Source organism: Streptomyces sp. NBC_00726 (assembly GCF_045161735.1).
GTDB lineage: Bacteria > Actinomycetota > Actinomycetes > Streptomycetales > Streptomycetaceae > Streptomyces.
Map to the genome: position 1 here is coordinate 4,898,322 of NZ_CP108983.1, position 19,777 is coordinate 4,918,098.

14 protein-coding genes are annotated in these 19,777 nt (G+C 72.9%); 12 read left to right on the forward strand and 2 right to left on the reverse strand.

All coding sequences use genetic code 11. The features are described from left to right. The first annotated feature begins 21 nt into the window (after nucleotides 1-21). The 11 genes from OG338_RS22090 to OG338_RS22140 all read left to right on the forward strand — a co-directional run bounded on the left by OG338_RS22090 (nucleotide 22) and on the right by OG338_RS22140 (nucleotide 16,194). A complete protein-coding gene (locus OG338_RS22090; RefSeq protein ID WP_405938975.1) occupies nucleotides 22-1,047 on the forward strand; it encodes a methionine synthase in 1,026 nt (341 codons plus the stop codon). Between the two features lie 30 nt (nucleotides 1,048-1,077). Then, entirely contained in the window at nucleotides 1,078-3,330 is a 2,253-nt protein-coding gene (ligA, locus tag OG338_RS22095) for an NAD-dependent DNA ligase LigA (RefSeq protein ID WP_405938976.1), read from the forward strand. Between the two features lie 232 nt (nucleotides 3,331-3,562). Then, entirely contained in the window at nucleotides 3,563-5,737 is a 2,175-nt protein-coding gene (locus OG338_RS22100) for a putative bifunctional diguanylate cyclase/phosphodiesterase (RefSeq protein ID WP_405938977.1), read from the forward strand. Nucleotides 5,738-5,861: 124 nt separating this feature from the next. Further along, a complete protein-coding gene (gatC, locus tag OG338_RS22105) occupies nucleotides 5,862-6,158 on the forward strand; it encodes an Asp-tRNA(Asn)/Glu-tRNA(Gln) amidotransferase subunit GatC (RefSeq protein ID WP_018102521.1) in 297 nt (98 codons plus the stop codon). A gap of 5 nt (nucleotides 6,159-6,163) precedes the next feature. Continuing rightward, nucleotides 6,164-7,666 (forward strand): Asp-tRNA(Asn)/Glu-tRNA(Gln) amidotransferase subunit GatA, encoded by a 1,503-nt coding sequence (gene gatA / locus OG338_RS22110; RefSeq protein WP_405938978.1) that lies wholly within the window; start codon nucleotides 6,164-6,166, stop codon nucleotides 7,664-7,666. Further along, nucleotides 7,663-7,902: a hypothetical protein gene (locus OG338_RS22115; protein ID WP_405938979.1), complete on the forward strand. Its 240-nt coding sequence runs from the start codon at nucleotides 7,663-7,665 to the stop codon at nucleotides 7,900-7,902. The genes gatA and OG338_RS22115 overlap by 4 nt, the downstream gene beginning before the upstream one ends. A 15-nt stretch (nucleotides 7,903-7,917) precedes the next feature. Further along, complete coding sequence (gatB, locus tag OG338_RS22120) at nucleotides 7,918-9,426, forward strand: Asp-tRNA(Asn)/Glu-tRNA(Gln) amidotransferase subunit GatB (protein WP_405938980.1); 1,509 nt, start codon at nucleotides 7,918-7,920, stop codon at nucleotides 9,424-9,426. Nucleotides 9,427-9,678: 252 nt separating this feature from the next. Beyond that, a complete protein-coding gene (locus tag OG338_RS22125; RefSeq protein ID WP_405938981.1) occupies nucleotides 9,679-11,892 on the forward strand; it encodes an MMPL family transporter in 2,214 nt (737 codons plus the stop codon). Nucleotides 11,893-11,956: 64 nt separating this feature from the next. Beyond that, complete coding sequence (locus OG338_RS22130; RefSeq protein ID WP_405938982.1) at nucleotides 11,957-12,598, forward strand: hypothetical protein; 642 nt, start codon at nucleotides 11,957-11,959, stop codon at nucleotides 12,596-12,598. A 217-nt stretch (nucleotides 12,599-12,815) separates the two neighbouring features. Beyond that, on the forward strand, nucleotides 12,816-13,004 hold the full coding sequence (locus tag OG338_RS22135) for a hypothetical protein (protein WP_405938983.1): 189 nt from the start codon (nucleotides 12,816-12,818) through the stop codon (nucleotides 13,002-13,004). A 70-nt stretch (nucleotides 13,005-13,074) separates the two neighbouring features. Continuing rightward, nucleotides 13,075-16,194: an AAA family ATPase gene (locus OG338_RS22140; protein WP_405938984.1), complete on the forward strand. Its 3,120-nt coding sequence runs from the start codon at nucleotides 13,075-13,077 to the stop codon at nucleotides 16,192-16,194. A gap of 12 nt (nucleotides 16,195-16,206) precedes the next feature. Here the strand turns inward: OG338_RS22140 and OG338_RS22145 are convergent, their stop codons facing one another. Together OG338_RS22145 and OG338_RS22150 are read right to left on the reverse strand one after the other, a co-directional pair. Beyond that, nucleotides 16,207-17,388: a PQQ-dependent sugar dehydrogenase gene (locus OG338_RS22145; protein WP_405940500.1), complete on the reverse strand. Its 1,182-nt coding sequence runs from the start codon at nucleotides 17,386-17,388 to the stop codon at nucleotides 16,207-16,209. Between the two features lie 344 nt (nucleotides 17,389-17,732). Continuing rightward, nucleotides 17,733-18,725 carry an aldo/keto reductase gene (locus tag OG338_RS22150; protein ID WP_405938985.1) on the reverse strand — a complete coding sequence of 331 codons (993 nt, stop codon included), beginning with the start codon at nucleotides 18,723-18,725 and terminating at the stop codon, nucleotides 17,733-17,735. Nucleotides 18,726-18,799: 74 nt separating this feature from the next. Between OG338_RS22150 and OG338_RS22155 the strand changes: the two genes are divergently transcribed. Beyond that, nucleotides 18,800-19,762, forward strand: coding sequence for a 2-hydroxyacid dehydrogenase (locus OG338_RS22155; protein WP_405938986.1), 963 nt, complete (start codon nucleotides 18,800-18,802; stop codon nucleotides 19,760-19,762). The last annotated feature ends 15 nt before the right edge of the window (nucleotides 19,763-19,777 follow it).

Here is a 19,777-nt window from a genome sequence, read left to right on the forward strand (position 1 = left end):
CGCGGTCGTTACCCTTCTCGCGTGAGCGAGATCAGCGAGTTCAGCGACTGCCCGGCCACCGGGATCGGTTCGATGCCCGGGGGAGACGCCCGGGAGGCGGCGAAGACCGTCACCGGCTCCTTCGGCGACGGCGAGGGCATGCCGTACCTGGCGGAACTCCCCGCCCGCGGGCCCGGCGCCGACATGACCGGCCGCACGATCGGACTGCTCTCCGAGCTGTACGGGCACGTCGAGCCGAGCGGCTGGCGGATCAGCGACCGCCCCGGCCGCGACACCCGCCGCGCCCGGTCCTGGCTCGGCGAGGACCTGGACGCCCTGGAGGAGTTCACCCAGGGCTACGAGGGCCCGCTCAAGGTCCAGGCCGTGGGGCCCTGGACCCTCGCCGCCGCCCTGGAACGCCGGGGCGGCGAGGCGTTCCTCGGCGACCCGGGAGCCTGCCGCGACCTCGCGGACTCGCTCGCCGAGGGCCTGCGCGGCCACCTCGCCGAGGTGCGCCGCCGGGTCCCCGGGGCGCGGCTCGCCCTCCAGCTGGACGAGCCGTCGCTCACCGCCGTACTGCGCGGCCGGGTCCGGACCGCCAGCGGCTACCGCACCCACCGGGCGGTGGACCGCCAGATCGTGGAGGCCACCCTGCGCGAGGTCCTGGCGGCGGCCGGGGACACCGCCACGCTGGTGCACACCTGCGCCCCCGAGGTGCCGTTCGCGCTGCTGCGCCGGGCCGGGGCGGACGGTATCTCCTTCGATCTCTCCCTGCTCACCGAGCGTGAGGAGGAGGCGGTCGGGGAAGCCGTCGAGGGCGGCACCCGGATGTTCTTCGGGGTCGTACCGGGCACCGACCCGGCCTCGGGCCGATTGTCCGACCCGGGCGGTAGCGTCATGGGTGTCAGGACGCTGTGGCGCAGGCTGGGGCTGAATCCGGGGACTCTCACCGAGTCCGTGACGGTCACCCCCTCGTGCGGACTCGCGGGTGCCTCGCCCGGGTACGCACGGGCCGCGCTCGCCCACTGCGCCCGGGCCGCGAGATCGCTCGCAGACAACCCTGAGTAGCGGGACGCTGGGTAACGGGAGGACGGGACGATGGCCGGCGAAGAGCAGACGGCGGTGCCAGCCGAGGCGCGGGAGCGGCACAAGCTCCTCGCGGAGCAGATCGAGGAGCACCGCTTCCGGTATTACGTGAACGACCAGCCGGTCGTCAGCGACGCCGAGTTCGACCGGCTGCTGCGCGAGCTGGAGGCCCTGGAGGAGTCCCACCCCCCGCTGCGCACCCCGGACTCGCCGACCCAGAAGGTCGCCGGTCCTTACCGCACGGAGTTCACGTCGGTCGAGCACCGCGAGCCGATGCTGTCCCTGGACAACGCCTTCGACGACGAGGAGCTGGCCGCCTGGGGCGAGCGCATCGCCCGGGACGTCGGCGCGCCCGGCTACCACTTCCTGTGCGAGCTGAAGATCGACGGCCTCGCCGTCAACCTCACGTACGAGCACGGCGTGCTGACCCGCGCCGCGACCCGGGGCGACGGCCGCACCGGCGAGGACATCACGCCCAACGTCCGCACCATCGCGGACATCCCGCACCGGCTCAAGGGCGACCGCGTGCCGCCGCTGGTCGAGGTGCGCGGCGAGGTCTTCTTCCCGATGGAGGGCTTCGAGAAGCTGAACGCCCGGCTGGTCGAGGCCGACGAGAAGCCCTTCGCCAACCCCCGTAACGCGGCGGCCGGTTCACTGCGCCAGAAGGACCCCAAGGTCACCGCCACCCGCCCGCTGCACATGGTGGTGCACGGCATCGGCGCCCGCGAGGGCTTCGACATCGACTGCCTTTCGCACGCCTACGAACTGCTGCGCGAGTGGGGCCTGCCCACCGCCAAGTACAACAAGGTGGTCGACTCCCTCGCGGGCGTACGGGAGTTCATCGCGCACTTCGGCGAGCACCGGCACTCCGTGGAGCACGAGATCGACGGCGTCGTCGTCAAGCTGGACGAGATCCCGCTCCAGGGCCGGCTGGGCTCCACCTCCCGCGCCCCGCGCTGGGCCATCGCCTGGAAATACGCTCCGGAGGAGGTCAACACCAAGCTCGTCAACATCCGCGTCGGCGTCGGCCGCACCGGCCGCGTCACCCCGTACGCCCAGGTCGAGCCGGTCGTGGTGGCCGGCTCCGAGGTCGAGTTCGCCACCCTGCACAACCAGAACGTGGTCAAGGCCAAGGGCGTCCTGATCGGCGACACGGTGGTGCTCCGCAAGGCCGGGGACGTCATCCCGGAGATCCTCGGCCCGGTCGCGGACCTCCGCGACGGCACCGAGCGGGCGTTCGTCATGCCGGACCACTGCCCCGAGTGCGGCACCGAGCTGAAGCCCATGAAGGAGGCGGACGTCGACGTCCGCTGCCCCAACGCCCGTTCCTGCCCCGCCCAGCTGCGCGAGCGCGTCTCCTATCTCGCCGGCCGCAAGTGCCTCGACATCGACCACTTCGGTTACGTGGTCGCCGCCGCGCTGACCGCACCGCTGGAGCCCGCCGAACCGCCGCTGCGCGACGAGGGCGACCTTTTCGGGCTGACCGTGGACGAGCTGCTGCCGATCCGGGCCTATGTCCTCGACCAGGACAGCGGGCTGCCCAAGCGCGACCCGAAGACCGGCGAGGAGAAGATCGCCCGGGTCTTCGCCAACCAGCAGGGCGAGCCCAAGAAGAACGCCCTCGCGATGCTCGACGCCATCGCGGCGGCCAAGGACGCCCCGCTGGCCCGTGTCCTCACCGGGCTCTCCATCCGCCATGTCGGCCCGGTCGCCGCCCGGGAGCTGGCCCGCCAGTTCCGGTCCATCGACCGCATCGAGGAGGCCACTGAGCAGGAGCTGGCCGACGCCGACGGGGTCGGGCCCATCATCGCGGCCTCGGTCAAGCAGTGGTTCGCCGAGGACTGGCACCGCGAGATCCTGCGCAAGTGGCGCGCGGCCGGTGTCCGGATGGAGGACGAAGGGGCCGGCGAGGACGAGGGCCCCCGCCCCCTCGAAGGGCTCACCGTCGTCGTCACCGGCACCCTGACCGGGCACACCAGGGATGGCGCGAAAGAGGCCCTGCAAAGCCGGGGAGCGAAGGTCACCGGTTCCGTTTCCAAGAAGACCGCCTTCGTCGTCGTCGGCGACAACCCCGGATCCAAGTACGACAAAGCGGTCCAGCTGAAGGTCCCCGTGCTGGACGAGACCGGCTTCGCGGTGCTGCTCACCGAGGGCCCGGACGCGGCCCGCGAGGCGGCCGTCCCGACCGGGGAACCGGCCCCGGACCCGACTCCGGAACCGGCCCCGGAACCGGCCCCGGCGGAGGGCCCCGCCCCCGGAGAGTGAACGGCCGCCGACACTCCGTCGAAACGTCACCCGATCGGCGCATAGCAGATGCTGACGGATAGTCGGTTCGCATTCGGGCAAGACCCGTAGACCGCTGCCCGTAGCACCCCTCCGCGGCCTACTGTGGTCTGACACGCCCTCGAACCTGGCCACCGGGCGGGGCCGGGGTGCGTCGTGGCACGGCACGCATTCATCGGGTGACATCGGCATCGCCGGCTGTGAGAGGGACGGAATGAAACCGACCGAGAGCGCCGCACCGGTGGCGCGGCTGCAAGGTTTCGTGGGACCCGCGCCCAAAGTGGGCGCCGTCGTGGTGGCCCTGGCCACGATCCAGCTCGCGACCGGCTTCTCCCGCGCCCTCGGCCAGGGGCACGCCCTCTTCCCGGACGGCCGGGCCGGCTGGTCGCTGGCCGTGCTCACCGGCATCGTCGTCGGCCACCTCGTCGCGCTCGGCCGGGACCGCTGGTGGGGCGGCACCGGCTCCGGCGCCGCCCTCACCCTGGCCGTCCTGCTGCTGTACGGCTGGGTGCCGGCCGGACTCGTCAGCCTCGTCGTGGTCGTCCTCGTCGGCGTCGCCCGCCGGCACCGCTGGTGGCAGGGGCTTCTCCACGGCGCCGTGGACATCCTCGGGGTCGGCGCGGCGGCCCTGGTGCTGGCCGCGTTCGGCGAGGTGCAGTCCGTCGAGTCACCGTGGCGGCCACTCGACTGGGGCATCGACGCCGTCCCGGAGGTCCTGCTTGCCGCCGCCACGTATCTGCTCGTCACCCGGGTCCTGCTGTGGTATTCGCGGGCCCAGCCCGGCGGCGGCCTGCCCACCGTCGCCCGCACCGCGATGCTCCGCCAGGGCCTCGTCGCGGTCGCCCTGCTCGGCATCGCCCCGCTGATCTGCGTCGTCGCGATGGCCCGGCCGGTCCTGCTGCCGCTCTTCGCGGTGCCGCTGATCGCGCTCGACTCCACGCTCTGGATCGCCCGCGCCCGCGCCGAGGAGCAGCTGAAGGACCCGCTGACCGGGCTGCCCAACCGCCAGTGGCTGCTGGAGCGGACCTGGAGCGCGCTGGAGGAGGCGGAGAGCGTCGGCAGCCGGGTCGCCCTGGTCCTCATCGACCTCGACCGCTTCCGGGCCGTCAACGACACCCTCGGCCACCTGGCCGGCGACCGGCTGCTGCTCCAGATCGCGGAACGGCTCCGGCTCGCCCTGCCGCGCGGCGCGGAGGCGGCCCGGCTCGGCGGCGACGAGTTCGCGGTCCTGCTGCCCACCGCCGACTCCACCACCAGCGCCCAGCGCGTCGCCCGCCATCTGGTCGCCGAGCTGTCCTCCCCGCTGGACCTGGACGGGCTGACCCTGGTCCTGGAGGCCAGCGCCGGCGTCGCCGTCTTCCCGGACCACGCGCTGGACGCGGAGGGGCTGCTGCGCCGCGCCGACGTGGCGATGTACCAGGCCAAGCGGGACCGCACCGGTGTGGAGGTGTACGAGTCCAAGCGCGACAGCAACACCCCGGACCGGCTCGGCCTCCTCGGCGACCTGCGCCGGGCGCTGGACGCGGGCGAGGTGGAGCTGCACTACCAGCCCAAGGTCCGCTTCGACGGCCAGGTCGCCGGGCTCGAAGCCCTGGTGCGCTGGGTGCACCCGGAGCGCGGCCGGGTGCCCCCGGACGAGTTCATCGCCATCGCGGAGTCCTCCGGGCTGATGCCGCACCTCACGGAGTACGTCCTGGAGACGGCGCTCGCCCAGGTCGCCCGGTGGCGGGCCCAGGGCCTCTTCGTCCCGGTCGCCGTCAACGTGTCGCCGCGCGATGTGCATACGCCCGGGTTCGCCGGCGGCGTCGCGGCCCGGCTCGCCCGGCACGGCGTCCCGGCGGGAGCGCTCCAGCTGGAGATAACGGAACACGTGCTCCTGGAGGACCCGCAGCGGGCGGCGGACACGCTCGCCGGGCTGACCGGGCACGGCGTGAAGATGTCCCTGGACGACTTCGGCACCGGGTATTCCTCGCTGGTCCATCTGCGCCGGCTGCCGGTCAGCGAGCTGAAGATCGACCGCTCCTTCGTGGCCCGGCTCGCCATCGACCACGAGGACGCCGAGATCGTCCGCTGCACCATCGACCTGGCCCACTCGCTCGGCCTGCTGGTCGTGGCCGAGGGCGTCGAGGACGACGAGACCTGGGAGCGGCTGCGGGACCTGCGGTGCGACGCGGTCCAGGGCTGGCTGGTGGCGGCCGCGATGCCGCCCCAGGAAACCACCGCCTGGCTGCGGGCCCGCGACGAGCACGGCTGGCGCCGCCCGGCGGAGCTCGCCGCGGCGGCGGGCGCGACGACCCCGGCATCCGCCGCGACCCCCACGGCCCCGGCGGCCGAGCTGGAACAGCGCCCCTCCGGCCGCACGACGGGCCCGCGCCCGGCGACGACGTAGCGGCCTCCCGTAAAACCGTGTCCTCGGGCATGCGGCCGACCCCATAGGATTGGGGGCCTGCGGCACATTTCCACCTGCCGCCGGCCCCCGGCAAAACCACACACCAACCCCTGAGGATCGCTGCATGCCTGGCATCACGCGCGAGGAGGTTGCCCACCTCGCTCGGCTGGCGCGTCTGGAGCTGAAGGGCGAAGAGCTCGATCACTTCGCCGGACAGCTCGACGACATCATCGGCGCGGTCGCCCGCGTCTCCGAGGTCGCCGACCAAGACGTACCGCCGACCTCCCACCCGCTGCCGCTGACGAACGTCATGCGGGCGGACGTCGTCCGTCCGTCTCTCACCCCCGAGCAGGCGCTCTCCGGCGCCCCGGCCCAGGAGCAGCAGCGTTTCAAGGTGCCGCAGATCCTGGGGGAGGACTGACAGCCATGACGGACATCAGCAGCATCATCAAGCTCACCGCGGCCGAGATCGCCGCGAAGATCGCCTCCGGCGAGCTCACCGCCGTGCAGGTCACCGAGGCCCACCTGGCGCGGATCGACGCCGTGGACGAGAAGGTGCACGCCTTCCTGCACGTCGACCGCGAGGGCGCGCTCGCCCAGGCCCGTGCCGTGGACGCCAAGAAGGCGGCCGGCGAGAAGCTGGGCCCGCTGGCCGGCGTCCCGCTCGCGCTCAAGGACATCTTCACCACGAAGGACATGCCGACCACCGTCGGCTCGAAGATCCTCGACGGCTGGATTCCGCCGTACGACGCGACCCTCACGCAGAGGCTGAAGGCCGCCGACGTCGTCATCCTCGGCAAGACCAACATGGACGAGTTCGCCATGGGGTCCTCCACCGAGAACAGCGCCTACGGCCCGACCGGCAACCCCTGGGACCTGACCCGCATCCCGGGCGGCTCCGGCGGCGGCTCCTCGGCCGCCCTCGCCTCCTTCGAGGCCCCGCTGGCCATCGGCACGGACACCGGCGGCTCCATCCGCCAGCCCGCCGCCGTCACCGGCACGGTCGGCGTCAAGCCCACCTACGGCGGGGTCTCCCGCTACGGCATGGTCGCCTTCTCGTCCTCCCTGGACCAGGGCGGGCCCTGCGCCCGTACGGTCCTGGACGCGGCGCTGCTGCACGAGGCGATCGCCGGCCACGACCCGATGGACTCGACGTCGATCGACGCGCCGGTGCCGCCGGTCGTGGAGGCCGCGCGGAGCGGCTCCGTGCGGGGCATGCGCGTCGGCGTCGTCAAGCAGTTCTCCGGCGAGGGCTACCAGGCCGGGGTCGTCCAGCGCTTCAACGAGTCCGTCGAGCTGCTGAAGTCGCTCGGCGCCACGGTCGTGGAGCTGGACTGCCCGACGTTCGACCTGGCCCTTTCGGCGTACTACCTGATCGCGCCGTCCGAGTGCTCCTCGAACCTCGCCCGGTTCGACGCCATGCGCTACGGCCTGCGCGTCGGGGACGACGGCACGAAGTCCGCCGAGGACGTCACCGCGCTCACCCGCGAGGCCGGCTTCGGCGACGAGGTCAAGCGCCGCATCATCCTCGGTACGTACGCGCTCAGCTCCGGCTACTACGACGCGTACTACGGCTCCGCGCAGAAGGTCCGTACGCTGATCACGCGCGAGTTCGAGCAGGCGTTCGAGCAGGTCGATGTGATCGTCTCGCCGACCACGCCCACCACTGCCTTCCCGATCGGCGAGCGCGCCGACGACCCGATGGCGATGTACCTGGCCGACCTGTGCACCATTCCGACCAACCTCGCCGGCAACGCCGCCATGTCGCTGCCCTGCGGCCTGGCCCCCGAGGACGGTCTGCCCGTCGGACTCCAGATCATCGCCCCCGCCATGAAGGACGACCGGCTGTACAAGGTCGGAGCCGCCGTCGAGGCCGCTTTCGTGGAAAAGTGGGGACACCCGCTGCTGGAGGAGGCTCCGTCGCTATGAGCACCATGGCCAAGGCCAAGAACTTCAAGAAGTCGAAGACCGGGCTGTACGTGTCGATGGGCACCACCGCGTTCGGCGCGCTGAGCGTCGCCAAGCAGGCGAAGGCGGCCCGCTCGGACAACGACATGCTGCGCCTCATCGACGCCGCCGTGTCCGCCGCCGCCATCGTGACCGGCCTCGCGATCCTCTATCGCGAACTGAAGCGTCTCGGCGACGACGACGTCCTGCTGGGCTGAGAGGGAAAGTTTTCCGTGACTGTCATCGACCTGGAGTCGTACGAGGACGCCCTCGCGACGTACGACCCCGTCATGGGCCTTGAGGTCCATGTGGAGCTCGGCACCAAGACGAAGATGTTCTGCGGCTGCTCCACCGAGCTGGGGCAGGACGCCAACACGCAGACCTGCCCGGTCTGCCTCGGGCTGCCCGGCGCGCTGCCGGTCGTCAACGAGATCGGCGTGGAGTCCGCGATCAAGATCGGCCTCGCGCTGAACTGCGAGATCGCCGAGTGGTGCCGCTTCGCCCGGAAGAACTACTTCTATCCGGACATGCCGAAGAACTTCCAGACCTCCCAGTACGACGAGCCGATCGCCTTCGACGGCTATCTGGACGTCCAGCTGGAGGACGGCGAGGTCTTCCGGGTGCAGATCGAACGCGCCCACATGGAGGAGGACACCGGCAAGTCGACGCACGTCGGCGGCGCCACCGGCCGTATCCACGGCGCGTCCCACTCCCTGCTCGACTACAACCGCGCGGGCATCCCGCTCATCGAGATCGTCACCAAGCCGATCGAGGGAGCGGGCGCACGCGCCCCCGAGGTCGCCAAGGCGTACGTCGCCGAGCTGCGCGAGCTCATCAAGGCGCTCGGCGTCTCCGAGGCCCGCATGGAGATGGGCCAGATGCGCTGCGACGTCAACCTGTCGCTGCGCCCGAACGGCACCGAGAAGTTCGGTACGCGCTCCGAGACGAAGAACGTGAACTCGCTGCGTTCCGTCGAGCGCGCCGCCCGCTTCGAGATCCAGCGGCACGCCGCGGTGCTGAACTCCGGCGGCACGATCGTGCAGGAGACCCGGCACTTCCACGAGGAGGACGGCTCCACCACGGCCGGCCGCATCAAGGACAACGCCGAGGACTACCGCTACTTCCCCGAACCCGACCTGGTGCCGGTCGCCCCGGCCCGGGAGTGGGTCGAGGAGCTGCGCAAGGACCTCCCGGAGCTGCCGCGCGTCCGCCGCGCCCGGCTCAAGGAGGAGTGGGGCGTCTCCGAGCACGACATGCAGTCCATCCTCAACGCGGGCGCGGTCGACCTGATCGTCGCCACGACCGAGGCGGGCGCCCCGTCGGACCAGGCCCGCAAGTGGTGGATGGGCGAGCTGGCCCGTAACGCCAACGAGGCCGGCCGCGGCCTGGACGAGCTGCCCGTCACCCCGGCGCAGGTCGCCCGGGTCGCCGAGCTCGTCGCCGCGGGCGACCTCAACGACAAGCTGGCCCGCCAGGTCCTGGAGGGCGTGCTCGCCGGCGAGGGCGACCCGGACACCGTGGTCGAGAAGCGCGGCCTGAAGGTCGTCTCCGACGAGGGCGCGCTGTCCACCGCCGTGGACGAGGCCATCGCGGGCAACGCCGCCATCGCGGACAAGATCCGCGGCGGCAAGGTCGCGGCGGCCGGCGCGCTGGTCGGCGCGGTCATGAAGGCGACCCGGGGCCAGGCGGACGCGGCCCGCGTCCGTGAGCTGATCCTGGAGAAGCTGGGCGTCGAGGGCTGACGCCTTCCGCGTACGCCGAAAGGGGCGGTGGGTCCGGTGGGAACCGGGCGCACCGCCCTTCGCCGTGACCGGCTCCCCGGAGTGGACGCGGCCATGTCGCCCATAAGGGGATGTGCCCGCTGTGACCCTGCCCACGAAACGGGCAAATGATCTCGAATGGCTGCGAGAGTGGCCGTTCTCAGGTCATGCGTTCTCCTACGGGCGGCTTTCGCCGGTCCCGGGACGACCACGAACCCGCAGGGAGTACGTCCCTTGGCTGCCATCGCCCGCTGGTGCGTCACGCACCGCCTCATCGCCGTCCTGATCTGGCTGCTCGCCCTCGGGGGCACGGCCGCCGCCGCGGGGTTCGCGGGGTCCGCGTACACCAACGACTACGAGGCACCGGGCACCGAGTCCGGGCGGGCCGCGGAGCTGCTGAAGAGTGGGTTCACCGACCTCGGCGGGGACACCGACACCATCGTCTGGCACACCGACGACTCCACGGTCCGGGCCACCGACGTCGAGCAGAAGATGACCCGCACCCTGCACGCCGTGGAGCGGCTGCCCGGGGTCGGGGCGGTCGACAGCCCCTACACCGAGACCGGGGCCGCGCAGATCAGCACCGACGGGCACACCGCGTACGCCACCGTCACCTTCGACCAGCGCGCCGACGACGTCCCCGTGGCACAGGCCCGGGCGGTCGTGGACACCGCGAAGACGGCCGAGAGCCCGCATCTGCGCGTCGAACTCGGCGGCCAGGCCATCGGGCTCACCGAGGCGCCCGCCGCGCATCTCAGCGAGGCGATCGGGGTCGCCGTCGCGGCCGTCGTGCTCTTCCTCGCCTTCGGCTCCCTCGCCGCGAGCCTGCTGCCCATCGCCACGGCCCTCGTCTCGGTCGGCACGGCGTACGCGGGCATCGTGCTCCTCGGCCATCTGATGACCGTCGCCGACTTCGCGCCCATGCTCGGCATGCTGATAGGGCTCGGCGTGGGCATCGACTACGCCCTGTTCATCGTCACCCGGCACCGCAGAGGGCTGCGGCGCGGCATGACCGTGCCGGAGGCCGCGCAGCACGCGGTGGCGACGACCGGGCGGGCCGTGGTCTTCGCCGGGGCCACCGTCTGCATCGCGCTCCTCGGCATGCTGATCCTCCGGCTGAGCTTCCTCAACGGCGTGGCCATCGCCGCCTCGCTCACCGTCGTTCTGACCGTGGCCGCGTCGGTGACCCTGCTGCCGGCTCTCCTCTCGCTCATCGGACTGCGGGCGCTCAGCCGGCGCGAACGGGCCCGGCTGGCCGCGCACGGGCCGCAGCCCGAGCCGCCCACCGGTTTCGCCGCCCGCTGGTCCGCCTTCGTGGAGCGGCACCCCAAGCTGCTGGGCGCGGTGGCCGCCGTGGTGATGCTGGTCCTCGCACTGCCCACCTTCTCGCTCCACCTCGGCAGCTCCGACCAGGGCAACAACGCGGAGACCGCCACCACCCGGCAGGCGTACGACCTGCTCGCCGACGGCTTCGGCCCCGGCGTCAACGGACCGCTGACCGTCGCCGCGCACCTCGACGGCGCCGACGACCGGCTCGCGATGGACGCCCTGCCCGCCACCCTGCGCAAGGTTGACGGGGTGGCGTGGGCCCACCCGGTCACGTACAACGCGGCGGGCGACACCGCGTACGTCACCGTCGTCCCCGACTCCTCCCCGCAGTCCCGCGCGACCAGCGAGCTGGTGGAGCGGCTGCGTACGGACGTGCTGCCGAAGGCGGCCGACAACACCTCGCTGGAGACCCATGTCGGCGGGGTGACGGCCAGCTACGACGACTTCGCGCAGATCATCATCGGCAAGCTGCCGCTGTTCATCGGCGTCGTCATAGGACTCGGCTGCCTGCTCCTGCTGCTGGCCTTCCGGTCCGCCGGCATCCCGCTGAAGGCGGCGGCGATGAACGTCGCGGCGGTCGCCTCGTCGTTCGGCGTCGTCGTCGCGATCTTCCAGTGGGGCTGGGGCAGCGGGCTGCTGGGCCTCGGCAGCCCGGGCCCCATCGAACCCTTCCTGCCGGTGATCATGGTCTCGGTGCTCTTCGGCCTCTCCATGGACTACCAGGTCTTCCTGGTCGGCCGGATGTACGAGGAGTGGCTGGAGACCCGCGACAACCGGCGCGCGGTCCGGGTGGGCCTCGCCGAGACCAGCCGGGTCATCAACTCGGCCGCTGTGATCATGATCTCGGTGTTCCTCGCCTTCGTCCTCAGCGGCGACCGCGTCATCGCGATGTTCGGCATCGCCCTCGCGGCGGCCGTGGCCCTGGACGCGTTCGTCCTGCGCACCCTGCTCGTCCCGGCCCTCATGCACCTGCTGGGCGGCGCCAACTGGTGGCTCCCCGGCTGGCTGGAGCGCCGGCTGCCCCGCCTCAGCATCGAACCGCCGGACCGCCCGGTGGCGCGGGTGCCGGTGCCGGGTGTGCGGACGTACGAGGACGAGCCGGCCGAGCGCGTCCACTGACCGCCCGCCGGGGCGACGGAGGGCGTTAAGGGACCTCTCATCTGCGGCACCTAGCGTGCGCCGCATGAACCCCACCACGCCCGAAGCCGTCGCCGACGGCGAGAAGACGACCGACGACACGACCGAAGCGACAGCCGCCGCTACGGCCGGCCGCGCTGTCGCGGAGAATCCGGAACCGCAGGACCAGGACGAGACGGGCCCGGGGACCGGGCCGGCAGCCGTCGATGAGGCCGACGCCGACGCCGATGCCGATGCCGATGCCGATGCCGATGCCGACGACTCCGACTCCGACGACGAGGAGACCTCCGGGCGGCTCGCCGCCGCCTCCGCGGCCGTCGTCTCCGCCGGACTCGGCGTCGTCGGCCTCACCGGCGCCTGGAGCGGCCGGGTCGCCGCCGAGCGCGAGACCCTGATCGGGCAGATCAAGACCTCGTCCGGCGGCTCGGCCGCCCAGCAGATCAACGAGATCTACGGCGACGCCTGGCACGCCACCGCCCTGGTCAACGGCCTCTTCGGGCTCCTCGCCCTGCTGGTCGGCAGCTATGTCCTGGTCCGGCCCGCGTTCGGCGCCCCGGCCCGGCAGCCGCAGGCCGGCTGGGTCCGCGCGGTCGCCCGGGGCGGCATCGCCCTCGGCACCCTCGGCGTGCTGCTCTCCACAGCCATGTACTTCGACCTCATCGTCGCGCTGCCCACGACGGCCGGCTAGGACGGTCCGCGGCGCCCGGACCCCTCGCCTAAGGCATGTCCGGATGGTTTCAAGGACCCTGGGCGGTGGTAAGGCCCCGCGCCTAAGGCACCCGTACGCCACAGATGCGGAACACGCCCGATGTGGCGCACCCCCCTGGGGGACGAGAGTGGTGGCACGGCAGAAGAACTGCCGCCACCGAGGCCCGCAAGGGCCCTCACCCCAGGGGGACGATCCCATGTTCGAGTACGAACTTCACAAGGCCATGCACGCCGAACTCCTCCGCCGCGCCGACCTCCAGCGCCTCGCCGGCGAGGCGACCCGCGCCCGTCGCGCCCGCCGCGACGCCCGCCGGACCGTACGCCAGGAACCGGAGGGGCCGGTGAGTACCGGCGGCGTACGGGACCGGTTCACGCACGCCGCCTGAGGCGGTGGCGGTGGACCGGGGGCCTTTCGGCCCACGGCTGATCCGGTCCGCACTGTCGGACCCGTGTGCGATGCTCGCCCACGTGGAGACCAGGTCAGTCAGCCCCGTGTTCGTCGGCCGCACCGGCGAACTCAACTCGCTCACCGGCGCGCTCACCCGCGCCACCAAGGAACCCTCCGGCACCGCCGGAGGGTTCTGCGGCGCGCCCCAGGCCCTGCTCATCGGCGGCGAGGCCGGCGTCGGCAAGACCCGCCTCGTGGAGGAGTTCCTGGCCGTCGCCGCCCGCCGCGACACGGTCGTCGCCGTCGGCGGCTGCGTCGAGATCGGCGCCGAGGGCCTGCCGTACGCCCCCTTCTCCACCGCCCTGCGCGCCCTGCGCCGCACCCTGCCCGACGAGATGGCCGCCGCCTGCGCCGGCCAGGAGGGCGAACTGGCCCGGCTGCTCCCCGAGCTCGGCGAGACCGGCCGCGACGGCAACGACGAGCTCGGCACCGCCCGCCTCTTCGAACTGACCGTCCGGCTCCTGGAACGCATCTCGGCCGACCGGGCCGTCGTCCTCGTCCTGGAGGACCTGCACTGGGCGGACTCCTCCACCCGCCACCTGCTCGCCTACCTCTTCCGCACCCTGCGCAGCGGCCGACTCGTCGTCATCGGCACCTACCGCGCCGACGACATCCACCGCCGCCACCCGCTGCGCCCGCTCCTCGCGGAGATCGACCGGCTCCGCACCGTCCGCCGGATCGAACTCTCCCGGTTCACCCGGTCCGAGGTCCGCCGCCAGCTCGCCGGCATCCTCGCGGACACCCCCGACCCCGCCCTGGTGGACGAGATATTCGAGCGCTCCGACGGCAACGCCTTCTTCGTGGAGGAGCTGGCCTGCATCCTGGAGTGCGGCGACGGGGACGGCGACGGCCTGCCCGAATCGCTCCGCGACCTCCTCCTCGTCCGCGTCGAGACCCTGTCCGCCGACGCCCAGAAGGTCGCCCGGATCGTCGCCGAGGGCGGCTCCGCCGTCGAGTACGAACTGCTCGCCGCCGTCGCGGGACTCAGCGAGGACGACCTCATCGCGGCGCTGCGCACGGCCGTCGGCGCCAACCTCCTCCTGACCACCCCGGAGGGCGACGGCTACCGCTTCCGCCACTCCCTGGTCCGCGAGGCCGTCAGCGACGACCTGCTCCCCGGCGAGCGCTCCCGCCTCAACCGCCGGTACGCGGAGGCGCTGGAGGCCGACCCCGCCCTCGTCTGCGACGGCGAGCGCGCGACCCGCCTGGCCAGCTACTGGTACGGCGCGCACGACCCCGCCAAGGCGCTGCCCGCCGTCCTGAAGGCATCGGTCCGGGCCCGCCGCCGCAACGCCTACGCCGAACAGCTGCGCCTCCTGGAACGCGCCCTCGAACTGTGGGACGACGCCCCCGAGGACGTCCGCCGCACCCTGCGCCCCATCGACTACGCCGAGGTCTACCCGACCGGCGGGCGGGACGCCTCGACCCCGCTGACGTATCTCGACCTGATGACCGAGGCCACCGTCGCCGCCCGCCTCGGCGGGGAACGCGAACGGGCCTTCGCCATCTGCAAGAAGGCCCTGCGCATCCTGGAGGGCGAGGACGACGCGCTGCGCGCCGCCTGGTTCTGGGTCCAGCGCTCCCGCCTCGTCCAGGACCTCACGCGCGGCGACGGCTGGGAGGAGCTGGCCACCGCCGAGCGCCTGGTCCGGGGCCTGCCCCCGTCCGCGGTGCACGCGGACGTCCTGATGCTGGTGGCCGGCTGGGGCGCCCTGCACCGCCCCGGCGCCGAGACCCTGGCCGCCGCCGAACGGGCCGTGGAGTACGCCCAGCTCGTCGGCGACGAGTACATCGAGCTGCACGCCCGCCTCACCCGGGGCTGGCTCAACGCGGACGCGGGCGCCGTGGACGAGGGCATCGCCGAGATGTACACCGTGCGCGACCGGGCCGACGAGCTGGGTCTCATCGACATCATGGGCCGGGCCAGCATCAACCTGCCCTCCACCCTGGAGGCCATGGGCCGCTCCCTGGAAGCGGTGGCCGCCGCCGACCACGGCATCCGCATCTGCCACGAGCACGGCGTCGCGGACATGGAGGCGTGGGTCCGTACCAACCAGGCGATGTCCCTGTTCTCGCTGGGCCGCTGGGACGAGGCCGCCGCCACCACGGAGGCCGCCGCCCGCAAGTCGCTGTCCCGCAAGTCCCAGGGCCTGGTCGCCTCCCGCCGTACCGAACTCGCCGTCGCCCGCGGCGACCTCGCCGAGGCCGAACGGCAACTCGCGCTGACCCGCCGCTGTTTCGGCTCCAGCGACCCCCAGCCCCAGCACTTCATCAACCCGGTACGCCACGCCATCCAGATCGCCGTGACGCAGGGCCGGCTGCCCGAGGCGCGCGCCGCCTTCGAGGCACAGGCCGCCGAGGGCTTCCCCACCGGCACCCAGCGCTACGCCTTCCCCATGCTGCACGCCGTCGCGGCGGCCGAGGCCGACGCCCGGGGCCTGCCCGCCACCGAACCGGGCCGCCCCGCCGTCCTCGGCCTGGTCCGGCGCCACCTCAAGCGGCTGCCGGTCCTCGTCCCCGTCTGGTCCGCCTACGCCCTCCTGATCGAGGCGGAGCTGGCCAGGGCCGAGGGCACCGACACCCCGGACCACTGGGAGGGCGCCGCCCGGGCGTTCACCCCGCTGCACCGCCCGTACGAGCTGGCGCAGATCCACCACCGCTGGGCGGAGGCCCTGCTCATCGCCTCCGGCGACCGCGCCGCCGCCACCGGCCTGCTGCGCGACGCCCACACCACCGCCGCCCGGCTCGGGGCCCGCCCGCTCACCGAGACCGTCGAGCTGCTGGCCGGCCGCGCCCGCATCACCCTGGCCGGCGAGCCCGAGGAGATCCCGCCCGCGGTCGTCGTCTCCGACGAGCCCGGCCCCGCCCGCGACCCCTCCGAGGAACAGCTACGGGCCGCCGCGGCCGCGGTGGAGTCCTTCGGCCTGACCCCACGCGAACAGGACGTCCACCGCCTGGTCGCGGCCGGCCTCACCAACCGCCGCATCGCCGAGGAGCTGTACATCTCCCCGAAGACCGCGAGCGTCCATGTCTCCAACATCCTGGCCAAGCTGGGCGTAACGGGCCGGGGCGAGGCCGCGGCACTGGCGCACCGGTTGCGGCTGTATCCGGTGCCGGAGCAGCGGTGAGGCGTCCGGCGGCTAGGTGACCCGCACCAGCACGATCTTGTCGTCGCCCGGCTTCGGCGTGCCCCGGCCGTCCGTCTCGCTCGTGACCAGCCACAGCTTGTCGCCGCCCGCCGCGAGGACCGTGCGCAGCCGGCCGTACTCGCCCTTCAGGAAAGCCTGCGGATCGGCCAGGGGCTCCTGTGCGGCCCCGCCCTCGCGGGAGAGCGGGATGCGCCACAGGCGTTCGCCCCGCAGCCCGGCCATCCAGATGGAGCCCTTGACGTACGCGATGCCGCTCGGCGACGCCTCGGAGGTCTTCCACTGGGCGACCGGGTCGTGGAAGCCCTTCTGGTGCGCGGTGCCCTCGACGTCCGGCCAGCCGTAGTTGCCGGCCGGCTCGATCAGGTTCAGCTCGTCCCAGGTGTCCTGGCCGAACTCGGAGGCCCACAGGCGTTTTTCCGCGTCCCAGGCGAGGCCCTGGACGTTGCGGTGGCCGTACGAATACACCACGGAGTCGGCCTCCGGGTTGCCGTGCAGCGGCTCGCCGTCGGGGGTCATCCGCAGGATCTTGCCCGCCAGGGACTTCTGGTCCTGGGCGCGGCCGTCGTCGCCCGTCTCGCCGGTGCCCGCGTACAGCGCGTGGTCGGGGCCGAAGGCGATCCGGCCGCCGTTGTGGATCTGGCCCTTGGGGATGCCGCGCAGAATCGTGTCCGGGGCGCCGAGCAGCCGGCCGGGCGAGCCGTTCTCGTCGTAGATCATGCGGGCGATGCGGTTGTCCGACGCGGTGGTGAAGTACGCGTACACCTGGTGGTCGGTGCCGAAGTCGGGCGATACGGCGAGGCCGAGCAGCCCGCCCTCACCGGCCGGGGCGACCCCGGGGACCGTGCCGAGGAGCTTCTTCTCGCCGGTCTTCGCGTCGATCCGGGTGATCGTGCCCTTGTCCCGGGAGCCCACCAGGAGGTCGCCGCCGGGGAGCGCGGCCAGCCCCCACGGGGAGTTCAGCCCCTCGGTGAGCGTCGAGACCACCTTCGCCGAGCCCTTGGCGGGGGGCCGGCCGGCCGGGGGGAGCGAGACGGACGGCGACGGGGAGGCGGACCCGGCGGCCGATGCGGTGGGGGAGTGCGCCGGAGAGCTCGCGCCCGCCGGACTCCCCGTGCCCTCCGGCGAGCCGCACCCGGCGGCCATCAGCAGGGCCCCGGCCGCCAGCACGGCCACCGCGCCCCGCCGCGCCCCCGGACCGCCCCCGCCGTGCCCCGTACGACGCCCCTCGGAGCCCTGCACTGATCCCACCACCGCACCCTGTCCCTTCAACGGCCGCCTGTCCCCTGTTCTTACACCGAGCCGGCTCCGACCGGGGCGCTTTCCGGACCGGCGCACAGGCCCTAGGGCCTGTCTGACAATTCCCGTCTGCCGGGCGGCGCCATGCACGCACTCTCGCCGCACCGGCCCCAGACCCCAGTACGTCCAGTACAGGGGTCTGGGGCCGGCACGCCGAGAGCACCCGCCTGACGCCGCCCGGCCCGCCCTCCGGGCGGACGACGCGAATTGTCAGACAGGCCCTAGTCCCAGGACTCGCGCGGCGCCGGCAGCCGGTCGATCTCCGCCAGGTCCCGTTCCGTCAGGGTCAGCCCCGCCGCGCCCGCGTTCTCCACCGCCCAGTCCGCCCGCTTGGTGCCGGGCACCGGCACCACCTGGGGGCCCTGGTGCAGCACCCAGGCCAGGGCGACCTGCGCGGGTGTCGCCCCGTGCCGCTCGGCGACCCGGCGCAGCCCCACCACCAGCGGCTGGTTCGCCGCCATCATCTCGGCCGTGAAGCGGGGGTGCCGGGCCCTCAGGTCCTCCGGCTCGAACCCCTGGCCCGGTGTCAGCGTCCCCGTCAGGAAGCCGTTGCCCAGCGGCATCGCGGCCAGGAAGCCGACGCCCCGGTCCGCGCACCACGGCAGCAGCGACTCCAGCGCCTGCGGCGACCACACCGACAGCTCCGCCTGCACCGCGCTGACCGGGAAGACCTGCTGCACCCGCTCCAGCTGCCGGATCGTTCCGTCATGCATCCGGGCACCCGGCCGCCGCGCGGCCCGCGCACCGACCGCGCACAGCCCCAGCGCCCGCACCTTGCCCGCGCCCACCAGCTCCGCCATCGCGCCCCAGGTCTCCTCGACGGGCACCTCGGGGTCGGCGCGGTGGAGCTGGTAGAGGTCGATCACATCGGTCTGGAGCCGCCGCAGCGAGGCGTCGCAGGCCCTCCGTACATAACCCGGCCTGCCGTTGGCCACGATGTGCTGATCACCCACCAGGAGCCCGCACTTGGTGGACACGAACGCCTTCGCCCGCCGCCCCTTGAGGGCCCGCCCCACCAGCAGCTCATTGGTGAAGGGGCCGTACATGTCGGCGGTGTCGAGCAGATCGACGCCCGCGTCCAGGGCCGCGTGGACCGCCCGCAGCGCGCGGTCGCCCCGCTGCTGCGAGGCGCTGTACGCCCAGCTCATCGGCATACAGCCGAGACCGACCGCACCCACGGCGAGCGCCGCCGCACCGAGACTCCTGCGCTCCAACTCCCCGAACCCTCCCTCGCACCCACAACAACCTAACCTCTGCGCTCCCGAGGGCTTCGCATAGCCTCCTGGCCATGACTTCCACCACGCATTCCGCCCCCGCCCCCGAGGTCTGGCTGCCCCTGCGCGCTGACGAGATCGACGGGCTTCCCGAGGGTCTGACGTACCACTTCTGGGACGGCGGGAAGGACTACCCGGCCGACCCCGCCGACTGCGCCTACTACGTCGTCCCCTACATGAAGGGCATGGAGATCGCGGTCCGGCCGCTCGGTGCCATGAGCCGCGTCCAGGTCGTGCAGACGCTGTCGGCCGGCACCGACCACGTCGAACCCGGCCTCGCCGGACTGCACGCCGGCGTGCGGGTGTGCAACGCCAAGGGCGTCCACGAGGCGTCCACCGCCGAACTGACCCTCGCGCTGATCCTGGCCTCACTGCGCGGGTTCCCCGGCTTCGTGCACGGCCAGGACGACGAGGAGTGGCGGTCCGGCTTCTACCCGGCGCTCGCCGACAAGTCCGTGCTGATCGTCGGGTACGGATCGATCGGCTCGGCCATCGAGGACCGGCTCGTGCCGTTCGAGTGCGCGCGGGTCGCGCGCGTCGCGCGCTCCGCACGGACAACCGCACGCGGCCCCGTACACACACTCGACGACCTCCCGGCCCTGCTGCCCGAGGCCGATGTGGTCATCCTCTCCACCCCGTTGAACGCCTCCACACAAGGGCTGGCGGGCGCGGACTTCCTCGCCGCGATGCGCGACGGGGCGCTTCTGGTGAACGTCGCACGGGGCGGAGTGGTCGACACCAAGGCCCTGTTGTCCGAACTCGAGTCCGGCAGGCTGCGCGCCGCGCTCGACGTCACCGACCCGGAACCGCTGCCTTCCGGCCATCCCCTCTGGCATGCTCCCAACGTCCTCATCACCCCGCATGTCGGCGGCAGCACCTCCGCGTTCCTGCCGCGTGCCAAGCGGCTGATCGCCGGACAGCTCACCCGCTTCGCCGCGGGGCAGCCGCTGGAGAACGTCGTACGCACCACCGGCTGACCACGCAACGAGCGC